Annotated in this window: 14 protein-coding genes; 8 read left to right on the plus strand and 6 right to left on the minus strand. The window is 74.2% G+C overall.

Annotated elements, in window-relative coordinates; translation table 11 throughout:
• The first annotated feature begins 93 nt into the window (after positions 1-93).
• A complete protein-coding gene (locus NYZ98_RS13850) occupies positions 94-3984 on the plus strand; it encodes an AfsR/SARP family transcriptional regulator (RefSeq protein ID WP_262843150.1) in 3891 nt (1296 codons plus the stop codon).
• 19 nt (positions 3985-4003) lie between these two features.
• Here NYZ98_RS13850 and NYZ98_RS13855 read toward each other — a convergent pair whose 3' ends face one another.
• Entirely contained in the window at positions 4004-4534 is a 531-nt protein-coding gene (locus NYZ98_RS13855; RefSeq protein ID WP_262843151.1) for a hypothetical protein, read from the minus strand.
• 558 nt (positions 4535-5092) lie between these two features.
• On the opposite strand from NYZ98_RS13855, the gene NYZ98_RS13860 reads away from it, so the two are divergent.
• Both NYZ98_RS13860 and NYZ98_RS13865 read left to right on the plus strand, forming a co-directional pair.
• Entirely contained in the window at positions 5093-6073 is a 981-nt protein-coding gene (locus tag NYZ98_RS13860) for an ATP-binding cassette domain-containing protein (protein ID WP_262843152.1), read from the plus strand.
• The gene (locus NYZ98_RS13865) at positions 6070-6900 is read left to right on the plus strand and encodes an ABC transporter permease (RefSeq protein WP_262843153.1); all 831 of its coding nucleotides are present in this window, start codon (positions 6070-6072) and stop codon (positions 6898-6900) included. Before NYZ98_RS13860 ends, NYZ98_RS13865 begins: the two co-directional genes overlap by 4 nt.
• A 71-nt stretch (positions 6901-6971) precedes the next feature.
• Here NYZ98_RS13865 and NYZ98_RS13870 read toward each other — a convergent pair whose 3' ends face one another.
• Positions 6972-8435 (minus strand): FAD-dependent monooxygenase, encoded by a 1464-nt coding sequence (locus NYZ98_RS13870; protein ID WP_262843154.1) that lies wholly within the window; start codon positions 8433-8435, stop codon positions 6972-6974.
• Between the two features lie 354 nt (positions 8436-8789).
• Between NYZ98_RS13870 and NYZ98_RS13875 the strand changes: the two genes are divergently transcribed.
• On the plus strand, positions 8790-9158 hold the full coding sequence (locus NYZ98_RS13875) for a nuclear transport factor 2 family protein (protein ID WP_262843155.1): 369 nt from the start codon (positions 8790-8792) through the stop codon (positions 9156-9158).
• Between the two features lie 76 nt (positions 9159-9234).
• Here the strand turns inward: NYZ98_RS13875 and NYZ98_RS13880 are convergent, their stop codons facing one another.
• From NYZ98_RS13880 to NYZ98_RS13895, 4 genes are all read right to left on the minus strand, one after another.
• The gene (locus tag NYZ98_RS13880) at positions 9235-10377 is read right to left on the minus strand and encodes a winged helix DNA-binding domain-containing protein (RefSeq protein ID WP_262843156.1); all 1143 of its coding nucleotides are present in this window, start codon (positions 10375-10377) and stop codon (positions 9235-9237) included.
• A 111-nt stretch (positions 10378-10488) separates the two neighbouring features.
• A complete protein-coding gene (locus NYZ98_RS13885; protein WP_262843157.1) occupies positions 10489-11271 on the minus strand; it encodes a TetR/AcrR family transcriptional regulator in 783 nt (260 codons plus the stop codon).
• 62 nt (positions 11272-11333) lie between these two features.
• The gene (locus NYZ98_RS13890; RefSeq protein ID WP_262843265.1) at positions 11334-11996 is read right to left on the minus strand and encodes a response regulator; all 663 of its coding nucleotides are present in this window, start codon (positions 11994-11996) and stop codon (positions 11334-11336) included.
• 168 nt (positions 11997-12164) lie between these two features.
• Entirely contained in the window at positions 12165-13340 is a 1176-nt protein-coding gene (locus NYZ98_RS13895; RefSeq protein ID WP_262843158.1) for a sensor histidine kinase, read from the minus strand.
• Positions 13341-13600: 260 nt separating this feature from the next.
• Here NYZ98_RS13895 and NYZ98_RS13900 point away from each other — a divergent pair, with 260 nt between their 5' ends.
• The 4 genes from NYZ98_RS13900 to NYZ98_RS13915 all read left to right on the plus strand — a co-directional run bounded on the left by NYZ98_RS13900 (position 13601) and on the right by NYZ98_RS13915 (position 18055).
• Positions 13601-14518, plus strand: coding sequence for an ABC transporter ATP-binding protein (locus NYZ98_RS13900; RefSeq protein WP_262843159.1), 918 nt, complete (start codon positions 13601-13603; stop codon positions 14516-14518).
• Positions 14515-15315 carry an ABC transporter permease gene (locus NYZ98_RS13905; RefSeq protein ID WP_262843160.1) on the plus strand — a complete coding sequence of 267 codons (801 nt, stop codon included), beginning with the start codon at positions 14515-14517 and terminating at the stop codon, positions 15313-15315. Before NYZ98_RS13900 ends, NYZ98_RS13905 begins: the two co-directional genes overlap by 4 nt.
• Positions 15316-15643: 328 nt before the next feature.
• A complete protein-coding gene (locus tag NYZ98_RS13910; RefSeq protein WP_262843161.1) occupies positions 15644-16585 on the plus strand; it encodes a GNAT family N-acetyltransferase in 942 nt (313 codons plus the stop codon).
• Between the two features lie 249 nt (positions 16586-16834).
• A complete protein-coding gene (locus NYZ98_RS13915) occupies positions 16835-18055 on the plus strand; it encodes a cytochrome P450 (RefSeq protein ID WP_262843162.1) in 1221 nt (406 codons plus the stop codon).
• Positions 18056-18138: the final 83 nt, after the last annotated feature.

Below are 18138 nucleotides of genomic sequence, written 5' to 3' on the forward strand. Positions count from 1 at the left end.
GTGGAGGGGGGTGGTGAAGATCGCATAGCCGCCCGGATGGTCCCGGTACCCGCGACAATGGGGGGACCAGGCCGGAGGGAAGGGCGGTGAGCCATGCGCGTCGCGATCCTCGGACCCCTGCGAGTCGAACGCGCCAGTGGCGACACCGCCGAGCTCGCCGGCGCCCGTCTCAGGGCGCTGCTGGTACGGCTGGCGCTCGACCCCGGTGCGGTGGTCACCGCCGAACGCCTCATCGACGACCTGTGGGTGCCGGGCGAGCCCGCCAACCCCCTGGCCGCGCTGCAGTCGCTGGTGGCCCGGCTACGCCGGGAGCTGGGCGGGCGGGACGCCGTCGTCTCCCACCCGGCCGGGTACCGCCTCGGCGCGCCCCCTGACGCCGTCGACGCCTGGGCCTTCGAGCGGGACGCACGCCTGGGGGCGGCCGCCCTGCGCGCGGGCGACCCGGCCCGCGCGGGACAGGTGCTTCGCGAGGCCCTGGCGCTGTGGCGGGGACCCGCGCTTGCGGACGCGACCGGGTTCGCCTTCGCCGCCGCACCGGCCGCGCGTCTTGAGGAGATGCGGCTGGCCGCCCTTGAGGCGCGGATCGACGCCGACCTCGCGTGCTCGGTCCCCGGCCTGGCCGCCGAGCTGGAGGAACTGGTCGCCGCCCACCCCGCCCGGGAGCCGTTCCAGGCCCGGCTGATGCGCGCGCTGACGGCTGGGGGCCGCCGGGCCGACGCCCTGGACCTTTACGAACGCGTCCGCGCCACCCTGGCCGACCGCCTCGGCGTGGACCCCGGCCCCGAACTACGGTCCGCCCACCTCGCCGCCCTCCACTCCACCTCCCCGACCCCGACGGCACCCCTCCCCCCGAAACCGCCGGCCGAGACAGGCGCCGGGGAGACAGCGGGACCTCGGACGCACCCGGCCACGGGACCGGAAGGGCCGAGGGCTGAACCGGGGGCGAGACCGGAAGCAGAGGCGAGGACTGAGCCGAGGGCGGGGACGAGGACGGCGGCGAAGGCCGAATCGGCGGCTGGGGTGACAGCGGGGGCGGAGTCGGCGGCGAGAGCGGAATCGGCGGCGGCGGGGGTAGCGGCGGGAGCGGAATCGGCGGCGGGAACGGAGTCCGTGGCGGGGGCGGGGGTGCGGGGTAATTTGCCGGCGCCGTTGACCAGTTTCGTCGGGCGTGGCCGGGATTTGGCACGGGTGGACGCCCTGTTGGACGCCTCGCGCCTGGTCACCCTGACGGGCCCGGGGGGCGCGGGTAAGACGCGGCTCGCCATGGAGGCGGCCAGGCGGCGGCGGGCACCCGACGGGGTGTGGCTGATCGAGCTGGCGCACGTCACCCGGCCCTCGGGGGTGGCGGAGGCCGTGCGGGCGGTCCTTGGGAGCACCGGTCTGCTCGCCGAGCTCGGCGGTCCCCAGTACGCCGGGACCGCCGAACGGCTCTACGCCTCGCTCGCCGGGCGTGAGGCGCTGCTGGTGCTGGACAACTGCGAGCACGTGATCGACGCCGTGGCCGGGCTGGCGCAGCGGATGCTGGCCGTCGCGCCCGGACTGCGGATGCTGACCACCAGCAGGGAGCCGCTCGGCGTCACCGGCGAGTCGCTGCACCCGGTGCCGGCGCTGGAGGTGCCCGGCGAGAACGCCACCCCGCAGGCGGCGCTGACGTTCCCCGCCGTCGTCCTGCTCGCCGACCGTGCGGCGGCGGTCAGCCCGGGGTTCGCCGTGGACGCCGGGACTGTGGCGGACGTGGTGCGCCTGTGCCGGGAGCTGGACGGCATCCCGCTGGCGATCGAGCTGGCGGCCGCGCGCCTGCGTTCGCTGACCCCGGCGCAGCTCGCCGGGATGATCGGCGACCGCTTCACCGCGCTGGGACGCGGCAACCGCACAACCGAGCACCGCCACCGCACCCTGCGCGCGGTGATCGACTGGAGCTGGGACCTGCTCGGCCCGGAGGACCGGGTCGCGTTGCGGCGCCTGTCGGTCTTCGCCGGCGGATCGTTCTCCGGCGGCGTGACCTCCGAGGCGGCGGCCCGCGTCTGCGGCGCCGACCTGGAAACCCTGACCTCCCTGGTAGACAGATCCCTCCTCATAGCCACCACCACCCAACCCATCACCGCCCCACCCACGGGTGGGGTTCGGTATCGGTTGCTGGAGACGGTGCGTCACTACGCGGCCGAGAAGCTCGCGGAGTCCGGTGAGCGGGACGCGTTGCGGGTCGCGCACGCGGAATGGATCCTTGACCTGACCGAAGGCGTGGAGCCGCTGCTGCGCGGCCGTGACCAGGCGCGGGTCCTTTCGCTGCTGGACGCCCACCAGGGGGACCTGGACGCCGCGCTGTCCTTCGCGATCACCGGTGGCCTGGTGGATACGGCTTTGCGGCTGTTCGCGGCGCGGCTGTGGTCGTGGGTGATGCGGGGCAGGCGCCGGGAGGCGGCCGAGTGGGCGGCGGCGGTGCTGCGTTCCGCCGGCGAGACACCCCCGCCCGGCCTGGAGGCCGAACACGCCATGTGCCTCCTCCTGGCCACACCCCCGACCCCCGCCGACCAAACACTCCCGGCCCTTCCTGACCCAGCACCTCCCACCCCTTCTGACCAGATACCTCCAGCCCCTGCTGATCGAACACCTCCGGTTCTTCCTGACTTAACGCCTCCGACCCCCGCTGACCGGACGCCTGCGGCCCTTCCCCTGTGGATGGGGGCGCGGCAGGCGGAGGCGTTGGGGCGGCTGGAGGACCTGCCTCGCGCGGCCACGCTCGGGTCGTGGGCCATCATGGGCGGTTACTTCGGCGGGGCGGAGGATCTGCGGCGCCGGGCCGGCGCGATGGCCGAACGGTTCGGTGGACATCCGGACGCGTGGACGCGTGCGACGGCGTCGCTGGTCCAGGGCATCGTGCGGTTCGAGATGACCCCCGGCGGCGCGTCCGGCGCCGAGGCCCCCCTGCGTTCGGCCCTGGAGGTGTACAGCCGGGAAGGGGAGCGCTGGGGGATGTCCTTCGCGTTGTACTGGCTGTCGCTGCTCATGGAGAACCGCGGCGAGCTGCCGAGGGCGCTGGCGTTGCTGGAGGAGTCGGCCGCGCGGGCGGCCGAGATCGGCGCCACTGATGGGCTGCCGGGCCCGTCGATGCTTCCGGTACGGCTCGGGCAGCTTCGCGCGCGCACCGGAGACCTCGCGGGCGCCGCCGCCGAGCTCGATCGGGCCCGCTTGGCGGCCGCGCGGGCCGGTGACCTGGTGGCCTCGGCGAGGACCTGGCACGCGCTCGGCGAGCTGTCACGCCGCGAAGGCGACCTCGCCGAGGCCCGCGCGCGCCTTCGCCGGGCACTCGACCTCCTGGCACGCGTCCGACGCGTCCCCCCGGCGCCGTCCGTACGACCATCCGTCCCTGTCCCTGTCCACGTTCCCTCACCACCGCCCGCGCCCGCCTCTGACGCGTCGGCGTCGCTCACGCCCTCCTCCGATGCCCGGCCACCGCTCGCGTCCGTGTCCGATGCCCGGCCATCACCCGCGTCCGAGGAGTCGGGGGAGATGGGGTCCGTACCTGATGGTTCGGAGTCGGGGGTGGTGCTCGGGGCCGTCGGTGGGGTGCCGGCGGGGGTGGGGGCGGCGTCGGTGCTCGGGGCGTCGCCGCAGTTCGTGGCGTTCGTGCATGTGGAGATGGCCAGGGTGGAGACCCTGGCGGGGAACCCGGGCGCCGCCGTCGAACCGCTGCGTTACGCGCTGGAGCTCGGCGCGGTGAGCGAGGACGACACGGCGCACGCCACCGTGCTCGAAGGCGTGGCCGAGTGGTGCCTGTACGTCGGGGACGCCGAGCGTGCGGTGGTCGCGCTGGGAGCGGCCAGGTGCCTTCGTGGCATCGAGGAGAGCGGCGATCCCGAGGTCGGTGCGCTGCTGGGGCGGTGCGCCGAGGAGCTGGGGGAGGAGTGCTTCACCGAAGCGTGGCGGCATGGCACCGCCCTGCGCCACCCGAGCTCCTCGGCGTTGCTACCCGCACCGTCCTGACTGTGCCACTGGTGGGGTTTTAGGAAGAACCCTGGCCGGTGGCGAGGCGGTGGATGGGGGATCCGGGGGCGGTGTTCTGGGTGATGGCGACCAGGCGGGCCAGCGCGTCGCGGTCGACGCGGGCGCCGAGGCCCAGTGCGTGGGCGTTGTAGGCGCGGATCACGTCGTCGAGCAGGCCGCGCCCGGCGTGCTCCACGATCACGGCGTCGGGGACGGTGATCCACATCTCCCGGGAGGCGCCGCCCTGTCGCCGGTAGGTCGTGCCCATCCCCCGAGTGGAGACGTGCTCCCAGGCCGGGTTGGCGTCCAGGTGGGCGAGCACCATGGCGACGTCGGCGTCGTCGGGGAGGAACACCGGCGCCGGGCTCGCGTCGTCACGCTCGGCCGCCAGCTCGGCGAGCGCGATCAGGACCAGATCCCCGCCGTCCAGCCCTTCGCTCTCCGCGGCCAGGATCCGGCCGCGATGGACGGCCTCGGTGGGATCGACACCCAGACGGCGGGCGATGCCGGTGATCGCGTTCAGGATCTGGGTGGTCTTCGGGTCGGGCACAGGACTCCTCGAAGTGGGGGAATGTACGGCGAAGCGCTGCGAGCACCGGTCAGGTCACGCGCCGGCTCCGGGGCACGCACTGGGTACGGGGCACACACCGGCTCCGGGGCACGCACTGGGTACGGCGCGCGCCCGGTCCAGGGCGGTCCGGTGTCCCGGGGTGGGGTGGGACGGCCGGGCGGTTTCGGTCGCGCGTTCGGCTCCGGTGGCGGCAGGAGGGGTGGACGCCCGCTCGCGTGGGCTCGATCCCGCCGCGCGGTTCATGATCAGTGAGCGGCACGGCAGCAACCTACCAACCGGCACGCCCTTCTTGATCACCCTCCACCGCCCCTCCGGGCGGCCATGTCCGCTCCTCGTGACGTGATCGTCCCTGGGCGGGGTTCGCCGCGCCGCGCGATCGGTCACGCGTCGGTTTCGGGCGGGCAGGCGCGCCGCCTTCCAGCAGGGTGTCGTTTTCGGGTTTGCGAGGGCCGTATTCAAGCTGCCGCGAAGGGGTCCGTACGTCGTACCGTATGCTGTACGGTACGACGTACGGAGTTATGGGCAGAGGAGGAGTACGTGGGTTCAACGGGACACGCGATCATCGCCGAAGGGCTGCGCAAGCGGTACGGCGGTACCGAGGCACTGGCCGGGTTCGACCTCGCCGTACCGGAGGGGACGGTGTGCGGGCTGCTCGGCCCGAACGGTGCGGGCAAGACCACCGCGGTGCGGGTGCTGACCACGTTGCTGCGGCCCGACGCCGGCCGCGCCGAGGTCGCCGGCCTCGACGTCGTACGCCAGCCCGCGCGGGCGCGCTACCGCATCGGCCTGGTCGGGCAGCACGCCGCGCTGGACGAGGTGCTGAGCGGCCGGCAGAACCTGGTGATGTTCGGCCGCCTGCACCATCTCGGCCTGGCACGCGCCCGCGTTCGGGCCGACGAGCTGCTGGAACGGTTCGGCCTGGCGGACGCAGGCGACAGGCCGGTCGAGCGGTACTCGGGAGGCATGCGCCGCAGGCTCGACCTGGCGGCGGGCCTGATCCTGGCCCCGCCGGTGCTGTTCCTTGACGAGCCGACCACCGGGCTGGACCCGCGCGGGCGCAACGAGGTCTGGGAGGCGGTCGGCTCGCTGGTGGCCTCGGGCACGACCGTGCTGCTGACCACCCAGTACCTGGAGGAGGCCGATCGGCTCGCCGCCCGGATCTGCGTGGTCGACGCCGGCCGGGTGATCGCCGAGGGCACCCCCGGCGAGCTGAAGGCGGCGATCGGCGGCGACCGCATCGACATCGTGCTGCGCGAGGCGGCCCGGCTTCCCGCCGCCGCGGAGATCCTCGCCCGGGCGGCCGGGACCGAGGCCGACCGCGATCCCGACACCCGCCGGGTCAGCGCCAGGGTCAGCGACCGGGTGGCCGCGCTCACCGAGGTCGTGCGGGCGCTGGACGAGGCCGGGATCGCCGCCGAGGACATCGCGCTGCGCCGGCCCACCCTGGACGAGGTGTTCCTGCGCCTCACCGGGCACGACGCCCGCCCGGCCACCTCGACGCCGGAGGTGGCGGCATGACGGTTCCGGTTGTTCACGGGGCGCCGGGCAACGCGGTGGCGCGGGTCCGGTGGGCGGTGGCCGACGGGTGGACGATCACCCTTCGTGACCTGGCCCACTGGGCGCGCAAACCTGCCCAGGTCGTCGTCGGCCTGCTGTTCCCCGTCATGATCGTCCTGATGTTCGGCTACCTGTTCGGCGGCGGGATGGCGATCCCCGGCGGCGGGGACTACCGGGAGTTCCTGATGCCCGGCATGTTCGCCATGACCATGGTCTTCGGCATCGAGACGACCTTCACCGCGGTCAGCACCGACATCACCAGGGGCGTCACCGACCGGTTCCGGTCGATGCCCATGGCCCCCTCGGCGGTGGTCACCGGCAGGGCCACCGCCGACATGCTCAACTCCGTCGTCGGCCTGGCCGTGATGATGGCCTGCGGGCTGGCGGTCGGCTGGCGCTGGCACCACGGCCTGGGGGCGGCGCTGGCGGCGGCCGGGCTGCTGTTGCTGCTGCGGTTCGCCCTGCTGTGGGCGGGCGTCTGTCTCGCGCTGGTCATCAGGAGCCCCGAGGCGGTCATGGCGGTGCAGATCCTGGTGTGGCCGCTGGGGTTCCTGTCCAACGTCTTCGCCTCGCCCGCCACGATGCCCGGCTGGCTCGGCACCCTCGTCGAATGGAACCCCCTGTCGGCGACGGTGTCGGCGGCCCGCGAGCTGTTCGGCAACCCTGGGTTCGGCGGTGACTCGTGGGCGGCGCAGCACGCGACGCTCATGGCGGTGGCCTGGCCGCTGCTGGCGCTGGCGGTCTTCTTCCCGCTGTCGGTCCGCCTCTACCACCGGCTGAGCCGCTGACCACTGACCACCGGCTGAGCCGCTGACCGTCGGCTGAGCCGCTGACCGCGCGCGCCGGTCGGTAGCGCGGTTCAGTGGGAGCCGAGGGCGTGCAGGTGGCCCTCGACTTCGGACGGGTCGGTGGTGGCCGCGCCGATGTACCCGTCGGGGCGTACCACCACGAACCCCTGGTCGCCGTAGGCGTCGCGGACGTGCCCGCCGTCGTCGATCAGGTCGGTCCCGACCTCGCGCACCACCACCCCGCCGGCACCGGCCACGGCGGCGGTGCCACCGAGCCGCAGCACGGTGGTGTGCGGGCCGCGGAAGACGTCGAACAGGCGGGTCGCCTCCCCGCCGGGGGTACGGCAGGGCGCGTCGGGGGCGCGGTCGCCCGCGCTCGTCCCGATGGTGGCCAGGGAGGAGCCGTGGTAGGACAGCAGGAGCTGGTTGGTGTCCTCGCCCCTGTCGGTCGCGTCCTGGTCGCCGCGCCTGGCCTTCTGGTACAGGGCGGTGCTGAGGCCGAGCACGCCGGCCGCGACGGGCAGCCGCTCCTCCTCGTAGGTGTCCAGCAGCGCGGCCGGGGCGCCGCCGAGCACCCGGCCGAGCTTCCAGCCGAGGTTGTAGGCGTCCTGCACGCCGGTGTTCAGCCCCTGCCCGCCCGCGGGGGAGTGCACGTGGGCGGCGTCCCCGGCCAGGAAGACCCGGCCCCGGCGGAACCGTTCCGCCATGCGGATGTTGACCCGGTACGTCGAGGTCCACGACACCCCGCCGAGGCGGAGCGTGGAGTCGCCCCGGGCGTCGTCCAGCATCCGCTGGTAGCCGGCCAGGGTGGCCTCGGCCACCTCGCCCTCCTTCAGCTGCGCGGTGAACTGGAAGACGTCGGTGCCCGGCAGCGGGCACAGCCCGGCACCCATGCGCCGGGTGGCCGGGTCGGCCCAGGTGTGCCAGTGCTCTCGGTCCAGGCCGGGGACGGTGACGTCGCCGATCAGCATCCGCTCGGTCTCGAACGTCTCGCCCGCGAAGCCCACGCCGAGCAGCTTGCGCACCCGGCTGCCGCCGCCGTCGGCCCCGGCCAGGTAGTCGGCCCTGACCAGCTCGGTGACGCCCCCGGGGCCGTCGAGCGTGACGGTCACCCCGTCGGCGTCCTGCTCGAACGCGGTGACCTCGGTGTCCATTTCGACGTGCCCGCCCAGCCAGGCGAGCCGGTCGCGCAGGATCCGCTCGGTGCGCCACTGCGGCTGCATGACGACCATCGGGTACGGCACGGCGGGCGTCGGGTCGGCGGGCTGGTGCATGCGTCCCTCCCACACCACCTCGGCGCCCGAGTACGCGCGGATCACCGGGTAGGGCGCCCCGGTGGCCAGGATCGGCTCGATGACGCCGAGGTCGTCGAAGACCTCCAGGGTGCGCGGCTGCAGGCCCTTGCCGCGCGAGCCGGTCGGGTGGGCGGGGGCGGCGTCCACGATGCGGAACGCGACGCCCCGGCGGGCGAGGTCCACGGCCAGGGTCAGGCCCGTGGGGCCGGCTCCGGCGATCAGCACCTGGGTGTGGTTCACGGCTGGTGTTCCCATCTGTGGGGGCGGTTCGACGGGGCCACCTTGAACGACGCCACTGCCGTCCCGCTGCCACGCCGCTGCCATCGCGCACGCGCTTCCGCGCCGCGCCCGCCGTCACTGCCACGCCACTGCCATGCCGTTCCCGTGCCGCGCCCGCCGTCACTGCCACGCCACTGCCACGCCACTGCCATGCCGCTTCCGCGCCGCGCCCGCCGTGTACGTACCGGCCGTTACTTGGGGCGTAATCGATTTCCGCGACCGCGACCGCCAAGGTTGGGGTGTGGGGCGAGCCGCCCCGAGCGATCCGACCATCGAGCCGGTCACGTCCGGCGACGACCCCTGAGGAGTACGGCGATGAGCGACGTCAGCGAACTGGTCACCCAGTACATCGCGGCCTGGAACGAGACCGACCCGGCCGCCAGGCGCGCGGCCGTGGACCGCCTGTGGGCCGAAGGCGGCACCTATGTCGACCCGCTGGCGGTGGCCGAGGGACGCGAGGCCATCGCCGCCACCATCGGGGGCGTGCAGGACCACTTCCCCGGGTTCGTGTTCCGCCCGGGCGGGCTCGTCGACGCCCACCACAACCTGGTCCGGTTCACCTGGGAGCTGGCCCCCTCGGCGGGCGCGGAGTCCGTCGTGGACGGGTTCGACGTGGCGGTGCTGACCGAGGACGGCCGCCTGCGCGACGTGCACGGCTTCCTCGACAAGGTGCCCACCGTCTGAGCACCCGGGACGAGGTGCCCGCCACCGGAACGCGTCGCGGGACGTGCACGGCTTCCCCGTCGAGGGCCCTGGGAGGTCACCCGGCGGGCAGGAGCCGGACGTCGTGGTCGGGGGCGTCGGCGGCGGCGAAGCCGAGCAGGCGGGCGCCCTCCTCGGCGAGCGCCGTGGCCTGCGCGTTCGGCAGGGGGACGTAGGGGCGGATGGTGAGCACGGCCGTCCCGCCCGCGCGGGTGATCTTCCACTCTCCGGAGGTGAAGCCGTCGACGAGCACGACTTGAGGCACCGGACCGTACGGCTCGTACGCCTGCCCGCGGTGCTCCTCGGTGACGACCCGGCCGCGATCGTCGTGGGACAGCAGCAGGTTGTCGTAGTCGTACAGGAACCTCGGCGGCGCCGGGACGTCGGGATCGGGGCGCGGGGCGCCGGGCAGGTCGAACAGCTCGCGCCCCTGCTCGTCGCGGAAGGTGACCAGCTCGGGCCGCAGCCCCTCGACCACCTCGCGCAGCCGGGTCAGCCCCGACCACGTCTGCACGTCCTTGACGGTGGCGGGCCCGAACGCGGCCAGGTAGCGCAGGACGGCCCGCCGGGGGGAGGGTTCGGCGGCGAGCCCGGCGCCGAGCCAGGACTCGGCGGTGGTGTGGGCGATCGGCCCGCTTTTGCCCCACACGCCGCGCGGTGGCACCTGCACCAGCGGGGTCCAGGCGCGGATCGCCTGGGCCAGGGAGGCGGGGTCGCGGCCGGGCCACCGTTCGGCGAGCAGCCGGCCGAGCGCCCCGAACGTCAGCGGGCGTTCCTCCACCAGCGCCCGGCCGGCCGCGACCAGTTCCCGCCGGTCGACGCCGACCAGGTTCCTGCCGAAGTTGGAGCTGAGGCCGCGCTCGGACACCGGGGCCATGACCGGGCGCAGTTCCAGGCAGTCGGCCGCGCTGACCAGGTGGATCGTGGACCGCATGAGCGCGATGCGCACCAGGCTCCGGTCGGTGAGCAGGGCGCCGGCGTCCTCGGGCTCGAAACCGGCCAGGCGCGACCACAGGCCCGTGTACCAGGTGTGCGGGGTCTGCGCCTGGAGGCCGACCAGATGCTCGACGGCCTCGACCACGGTCATCGGTGAGCGGTCGAGCAGGAGCTGGCGCTCCAGCGTGGCCCGGTTCAGCGCCCGCCGGCCCAGCACCGGGGAGGTGGCCGTCACGGGGGCGCGCGGGGCCCGGATGTCTGCCATGCCGCCGACACTATACGGGCATCAGGCCAGAAAGTGTCCTAAATACAGGCGGGCGATGGGACAGGTCGGCGCCCGGCGATACGTGGGCCACGGCCTGACGTGAAGGCGAGGTCAGGGGGTTTCGTGGCGGTGGTCGATGAGGACGCCGAGGCCGTCCAGGACGCGCTGGAGGCCGAACTCGTAGGCGTGGGCGGGGTTGAAGGCCGCGTTGTGGGCCTGGCCCGCCGCCGCGCCGACCCGCATCGCGGTCGGGTAGCGCACCGGGTCGAACACGCGGGCCAGCAGCGGGGCGCTGACCGCCCACCACTGCTCGTCGGTCATCGCGCCGTCCTGCCGGGAGGCGCGCGCGTCGGCCGCCGACCGGGCGGACGCGTGGACGAATCCCAGCAGATAGGCCAGGGCGTCGTCCATCTCGACGTCGTCAAGGCCGAGCCCTTCGAACGCGCGGAGCTCGTGCTCGTACTTGGCCAGCAGGCCCGGCCCGAGCGGCGGCCGGGTGGCCGACACGACGGTGACCCACGGGTGCGCCTCCAGCAGCGCCAGGTTGTCGCGCGCCACCGCCTCCAGCCGGGCGCGCCACGGCAGTCCCGCCAGCTCGGGGCGCGGCATCCTGCCGAAGACCGTGTCGAGCATGAGGTCGAGCAGCTCGGCCTTGCCCGGGACGTAGGTGTACAGCGACATGGCGCCGGCGCCGAGCGCCTGGGCCACCCGCCGCATGGTCAGCGCCTCGAGGCCCTCGACGTCGGCCAGGGTGATCGCGGCGTCCACCACCATGTCCACGGTCAGGCCCTGACGCGGCCCGCGCTGGGCGGGACGGGCTCCGGGGGCCCTCCAGAGCAGTTCGAGGGTGCGCGTGGGGTCCCCCGCGCTGCTGTGGTCGGTCGGCGGTGGCACGGGCACATCCTCTCACCAAGAACACGCCGTACGAAGTACGCCGATCCTCCGCCACGCCACCTTCAGAGGCGCGGCGGTGACACCAGGCCGCTGTCGTAGGCGGCCACGACGAGCTGGGCGCGGTCGCGGGCGTGCAGTTTGGCGAGAAGGCGTCCCACGTGGCTCTTCACCGTCGCCAGGCTGAGGTGCAGATGCTCGGCGATCTCGGTGTTCGACAACCCCCGGGCGATGTGGGAGAGCACCTCGCGCTCCCGCCCGGTCACCCCGTCCAGCTCCCGGGACGGCGCGCTGGCGGGTTCGGGCCTGCGGGTGAACTCCGCGATGAGCCGCCGCGTCACCGTCGGCGCGAGCAGCGCCTCGCCCGAGGCGATGACGTGGATGGCGGCCAGCAGGTCGGCCGGGCGGGTGTCCTTCAGCAGGAACCCGCTGGCCCCGGCGCGCAGCGCCGCGTAGATGTAGGCGTCCAGGTCGAACGTGGTCAGGATCAGCACCCGCACCCCGGCCGTCTCCGGCGCGCCGCAGATCCGGCGGGTCGCCTCGATGCCGTCCATCCGCGGCATCCGTACGTCCATCAGCACCACATCGGGAAGCTCCCGCCGGGCCAGCTCCACCGCCTCGTCCCCGGTCCCGGCCTCACCGACGACGGTGAGCCCCGGCGCGGTCTCCACCAGCACACGGAAACTGCCGCGCAACAACGCCTGGTCGTCCGCCACCAACACGCGAATCTCCCCACCACCGCTCGAAGAGTCGCTCACCGGCACCCACCCCCGGCCGGCTCGTACGCCACGGTGAAATCCTCACCGCTCGAAGGGACGTTCATCGGCGCCCACCTCGGGCCGGTTCGTACGGTAGTTCGGCCGACACGGTGAGCCCCTCGCCGCTCCAAGGGACGTTCATCGGCTCCCACCTCCGGCTGGTTCGTACGGCAGTTCGGCCGACACGGTGAAACCGCCGCCGGGTGCCGGGCCGGCGCGGAAGGCGCCGCCGTACATCATGACCCGTTCGCGCATCCCGACCAGGCCGTGACCGGCGACGGGCTCGGCGGGGGCGGGCAGCACCCGCGTGCCCGGACCGTCGTCGCCGACCTCGATGCGCACCCGCCCGCCGCCGCCGGCCACCACCACCCGGCACCGCGCCGGCGCGGCGTGCCTGACGACGTTGGTCAGCGCCTCCTGGACGATGCGGTACACCGACAGCTCGACCCCCTCCGGCAGGCGGTCCACGTCGCGAACGTCCAGCTCGACGCGCACCCCGGCCAGCGCCGCCCGCCCGGCCAGCTCGCCCAGCCCGGCCAGCCGCGGAGCCGGGTACAGCTCGGCCGTCTGCGGCCCCGTCTCGGACCGCAGGACGCCCAGCATGTGCCGCATCTCGGTCAGCGCACCCCGGCTCACCGCCTCGATGTCGCGCAGCGCGGCCCGCGCCTCGCCCGGCCGGGCGTCGGCTACATGGTCGGCGATGCCCGCCTTCACGGTGATCAGCGTCATGCTGTGGGCCACGACGTCGTGCAGCTCGCGGGCGATGCGCAGGCGCTCCTCGGTGACGGCCCGGCGGGCGAGCTGCCCGGCCCAGCGATCCACGTACAGGCGCCGCTCCCGTACCGCGCGGCCGACCGTCCAGGAACCGCCCATCAGCGTCGCGCCGAACAACGTCGTCACGAACATGGTGCTCCCCTCCCACCAGCCGATCGGCCCCGACAGGGCCGAGCCGACGACCACCACCGCGCTCAGCACGCCGATCGTCCGGGTGGGCACCCAGCGCAGCCCCGGGCGGGTGAGCGCGACCGGGTAGATCGCGAAGGCGGCCGAGGCGAACGAGTCGTGCGCCACGTCCACGAAGAGCGACAGCATCGTCAGCCCCAGCACCAGGGAGAACACCGGCACCGGCCACAGGCGGCGCGCGGCGGGAGGAAGGGCGATCCCGGCGACGAGCAGGCACTGCGCCACCAGCGCCGCCGCGCCCCCGGCCGGGGTACGGGACAGCGTGAAGCCCAGCATCAACGCGGTGAAAGCCACCGCCGCCAGCGAGTCCAGCACCACCAGCCCCCGCCGGCCGAACCGAGGCCCCACCACCGTCCCGAACCCCGGACCGTCCGTCTCCTGATATCCCCCCTCACCTTGGTCCAGGCTTGGGATGGGTTGTCCGGGGTCGTCCGCTTGGTCCACGTCAAGACGGTATCGGGGACGGCCGATCCTCGCCTCCCACCTGGGGATGTCATCCCCTGGACGCATGTGCCCGCCCGGCGCGACCAGGCGTTGCGTCCCCGGCCGCACGACCCGGTTCCGGCCGTGGGGCGATGTGGCCACGGCGGCCGTACGGGAGCGTTGCCGGCGTGATCGAAGTGAGAGAACTGACCAAGCGGTACGGCTCCGCCACCGCCGTGGACCGGTTGTCGTTCGAGGTGGGGCCCGGCCGGGTGACCGGGTTCCTCGGCCCGAACGGCGCCGGCAAGTCCACGACCATGCGCGCGCTCCTCGGCCTGTGCGCCCCCGCCTCCGGCGCCGCGCTCGTCGACGGCCGCCCGTACGCGTCGCTGCGCCGTCCCATGACCCGGGTCGGCGCCCTGCTGGACGCGAGCGCCGTGCACGGCGGCAGGACCGCGCTGAACCACCTCCGATGGCTCGCCCGCACCAACGGCATCGCCCAGGCGCGGGTGCCGGCGGTGCTGGAGCAGGTGGGCCTCGCCGGGGTCGCCCGCCGCAGGGTCGCGGGGTACTCCCTGGGCATGCGGCAGCGGCTGGGGATCGCGGCGGCGCTGCTCGGCGACCCCGGTGTGCTGATCTTCGACGAGCCGGTCAACGGGCTGGACCCCGACGGGATCCGGTGGATACGCGGGCTGATGCGCGACCTGGCGGCCGGCGGGCGGACCGTGCTGCTGTCCAGCCACCTGATGAGCGAGATGGAGCTCACCGCCGACCGGCTGGTCATCATCGGACGCGGGCGCCTGATCGCCGACACCTCGGTGGCCGAGCTCACCGCACGTCACGGCCGCGGCGTGCTGGTGCGCTCGCCACGCGCCGACGAACTGGCCGGCATGCTCGCCGAAGCCGGGGCCGGTGTCACCGCCGACCCCGGCGGCGCGCTGTCGGTGACCGGGATGGAGGTGGACCGCATCGGCGACCTGGCCGCCCGCAACGGCATCGCGCTGTACGAGGTGACCCCGCGCGGCGCGGGCCTGGAGGAGGCCTACATGGAACTCACCGCCGACAGCGCGGAGCATCGGGCGATCACCGAAGGAGGGGGACGATGAGCGATGTCATCGCGGCGGAGTGGTTGAAACTCCGGTCGGTCCGCTCGACGTACTACGTGCTGGCCGTGGCCGCCCTGGTCGTGCTGTTCGGCGTGCTGCTGTCGATCCAGGGGGTGACCTACTACGACCAGGCCTCGCCGGAGGTCAAGGCGCGGTTCCAGGCCATACCGCTGGAGGAGTACTTCCTGCCGTTCGTGCAGCTCGTCGTGGGGATCCTGGGCGTGCTCGCGGTCACCTCCGAGTACGCGACCGGGACGATCACGGCCAGCCTGGTCGCCGTGCCCCGGCGGGGGGTCATGCTGGGCGGCAAGGTGGCCGCGACCGGCGCGGTCACGCTGGTCATGGGGACCGCGACCATCGTGGCGGTCTTCCTCACCGGCCGGTGGATCATCGGCGGCCGGCCCTTCCCGGGCAACACCGCCCCGGTGGCCGACCGGCTGCCGCTGCTCGCCGCCATGGGCCTGTCGGTCATGGTGATCGCCCTGGTGGGGCTCGGACTGGGCACGCTCATGCGGTCCACCGCGGGCGGCGTCGTCTCGGTCGTGTTCCTGGCCTTCGTCCTGCCCTCGGTCTCCACGTACCTGCCGGATCCGTGGAAGGGCCGGATCAGCGCGGCGATGCTGCCGAACCTGCCCGGCGAGCTGGCCGGGGTGACCGCTTCGGCCTCCTCGATCACCGAAGGGCCGTTCGCCCGTATCGTCGGGCTGCCGCCGCTCGGCGCGCTGGCGGTCCTGGTGGCCTACCTGGCGCTCGCACTCGGCGCCGCGACACTCCGCCTCACCCGCACAGACGCCTGACCGCCCCCGGCGCTGGACGCGTGACCGAAACCGGACGGCGGACGCGTGACCGTACCGGGCGCGCCGGACGCGGACCGTACCCGCTGCGCCGGGTACGTGACCGCACGTGGTGCGCCGGTTCGTGGGCGTGGCCGGTGGGAAAAGTGGTTGCCGGGGCCGGCGGGGAGGGGATAGAACTTGCGGCTGGATGCACCCGCCGTCCCCGGCGGGTGGCGAGAAGAAAGGAGGGCGCGCCGATGATCACCACGTTCACCGCGCTCGTGTCCTCCCGGGGCGTACGGCGCCGCTGACCCCCGGGCGGGCGGGCGCGCCTCCACAGGAGAGTGCCTTGACCGCAGTACAGCATGACCTGACCATGCGCCCGATCACCGGGCGCGAGGAACTCGATCTCTTCTCCCGGCTGCCCTACGGGCTCGACCACGAGTTCGCCGACGACCTGGAATCCGGCCGCCGCAGGCCGGAGTGGATGTGGGTGGCCCTGCGCGGTGACCGCCTGGTCGCCCGGGCGGCCTGGTGGAGCAGGCCCCACGAGAGCAGGCCGATGCTCTTCGACGTGTTCGACGTCGCCGAGGAACCCGGGCGGGTGGACACCGGCGTCCGGCTGCTCACCGCCGCGATGGCCGAGATCCTGCCGAAGGGTGGTCGTCCGCCGGAGTTCATCCGGTTCGTACCGCCGGACTGGCGGGAGGACCCGGGTGTCCGGCGCGCCGTCGAGGACCGCGTGGCCGCCCTGGAACGGACCGGCGCCCGCCTGTTCGTGGAACGGCTCCGCTTCGACTGGCACCCGGGAACGCCCATCGCGCCGCCGACCGGCCGCCTGGCGTTCCGTCCGGTGGCCGACCGCGAGGAGCTCCTCGCGCTCATGACCCTGGTGCTGGACGGGACGCTGGACGCCCACAGCCGCGACGACCTGGGCCGGATGACCCCCGAGCGGGCGGCGGCCGAGCATTACGACGGCGAGTTCGACGGGTACACCGCCCACCAGGACTGGTGGCGGATCGCCACGCTGCCCGGCGGCGAACCGGTCGGGTTCGTCATCCCGGCGCACAACTCCTACAACCCGATCATCGCCTACATCGGCGTCGTTCCCGCGCATCGGGGCAACGGGTACATCGGGGAGATCCTCGCCGAGGGCACCCGCGTGCTCGCGGCCGAGGACGTGCCCCGCATCCGGGCGGCCACCGACCTCGGCAACGTCCCGATGGCCCAGGCGTTCCTGCGGGGCGGCTACGTGAACTTCGAACGCGAGCTGAACTTCACCTGGCCCTGACCGGCACCGTCCCTCGGGCACGACCCGGGGGACGGCCGTCCTGCTCGCGCGCCCGGTGAAGCGGGGGCGGTGAAGCGGGGGCGGTGAAGCGGGGGCGGTGAAGCGGGGGCGGTGAAGCGGGGGCGGTGAAGCGGGGGCGGTGAGGCGAAGACGGTGAAGTGGAGACGGTGAGCAGGGAAGCGGTGAGCGGGGAAGCGGGGGCGGGACGCTTCGGTGCGGGGTGAAACGATGCGGTCCTAGGGTCGCGGCATGACGACCCACGCCGATTGCGTCGCCCCGGGCCCGGACCTCGTGGTCACCGGCCACGCCGAGGTGCGCGCCGTACTGGCCGATCCGCGCTTCACCGTCCCGCCACCCCCGCCCGGCGGCACGGAGGTGCCCGGGACCGTGGCGTGGCTGCGTGGACGGGTGTCGCGGTTCAGTGCCGGGCGTTCGCATGAGCGCCGCCGTGCCCTGGTGCGCGCCGACCTCGACCTCACCGACCCCCGCGCGCTGCGTGTCGCCGCGCGGTCCGAGGCGGCGGCCGTCCTGGAGCGGGCCGGACGCGGGCCGGTCGACGTCATGTCGCTGCTCGCACGTGCCGTCCCCCTCCGCGTGCTCGGCGGTGCGCTCGGAGTCGCCGACGGCCATCTGGACGCTCTGGTGGCGGCCGTGTCGGCCGTCGCCGCCGCCTACCATCCGGGAGCGGACGCCCATCGCACCGCCCGCGCCGACGCCGCCGTGGACGAGCTGCTCACCCTGCTCGGCGGCGACCGCTCGGGGAATCTGGAGGACGACCGCTCGGGGGACATGGAGGGTGGTCGCTCAGGGGATCTGGAGGGTGGCCGTTCGGGGGATCTGGAGGTGGTGGCGAACCGGATCGGGACGCTCGTACAGGCGTGCGACGCGACCGCCGGGCTGATCGGCAACACCCTGGACGCCGCCCTCCGGCTCCCGCCCGGCCTGTCACTCCGGTGGTCCGCCGACGCGCTCGTCGCCGAGACCCTGCGCCTCGACCCTCCGGTCCGGTCCACGCGGCGCCTGGCCACCGAGGGCGCCGAGCTCGCGGGACGGCCGCTGGCACCCGGCACGCTGGTGGTGCTCGACCTCGCCGCCGCCAACCGCGACCCGCGCGTGTTCACTGCCCCGCACCGCTTCGAGCCCGGCCGGGCCGAGTCCCTCCAGGCGTCCCCTCACGTGACCTTCGACCACGGCCGCGCGGCGTCCCCTCACCTCACCTATGACCCCGGCCGGACGGCGTCCCCTCACCTCAACTTGGACCCCGGCCGGGCGGCGTCCGCTCAGGCGCCCTCTCACCTGACCTTCGGCTCCGGGCTGCGGCCGTGCCCGGGCGCCGGGCAGGGGACGGCGCTGGCCTGCGGCGTCGTCGAGGCGCTGCTGCCGGGGTACGAGCTGGCCGCCGACGAGGTCCCCCACGAGCCGTCGCCCAACCTGCGGGTCCCCCTGACCCTGATGGTCCGCCCCCGCTGAGCCCGCCCCGGCCGTCCGGCACCACGCGGTGCGGGCCGGGACCGAGCCGGGTCCATGCGGTGAGGAAGGGATCCAGGGGCCGG

Source organism: Sphaerisporangium corydalis, assembly GCF_025506355.1.
Lineage (GTDB): Bacteria > Actinomycetota > Actinomycetes > Streptosporangiales > Streptosporangiaceae > Sphaerisporangium > Sphaerisporangium corydalis.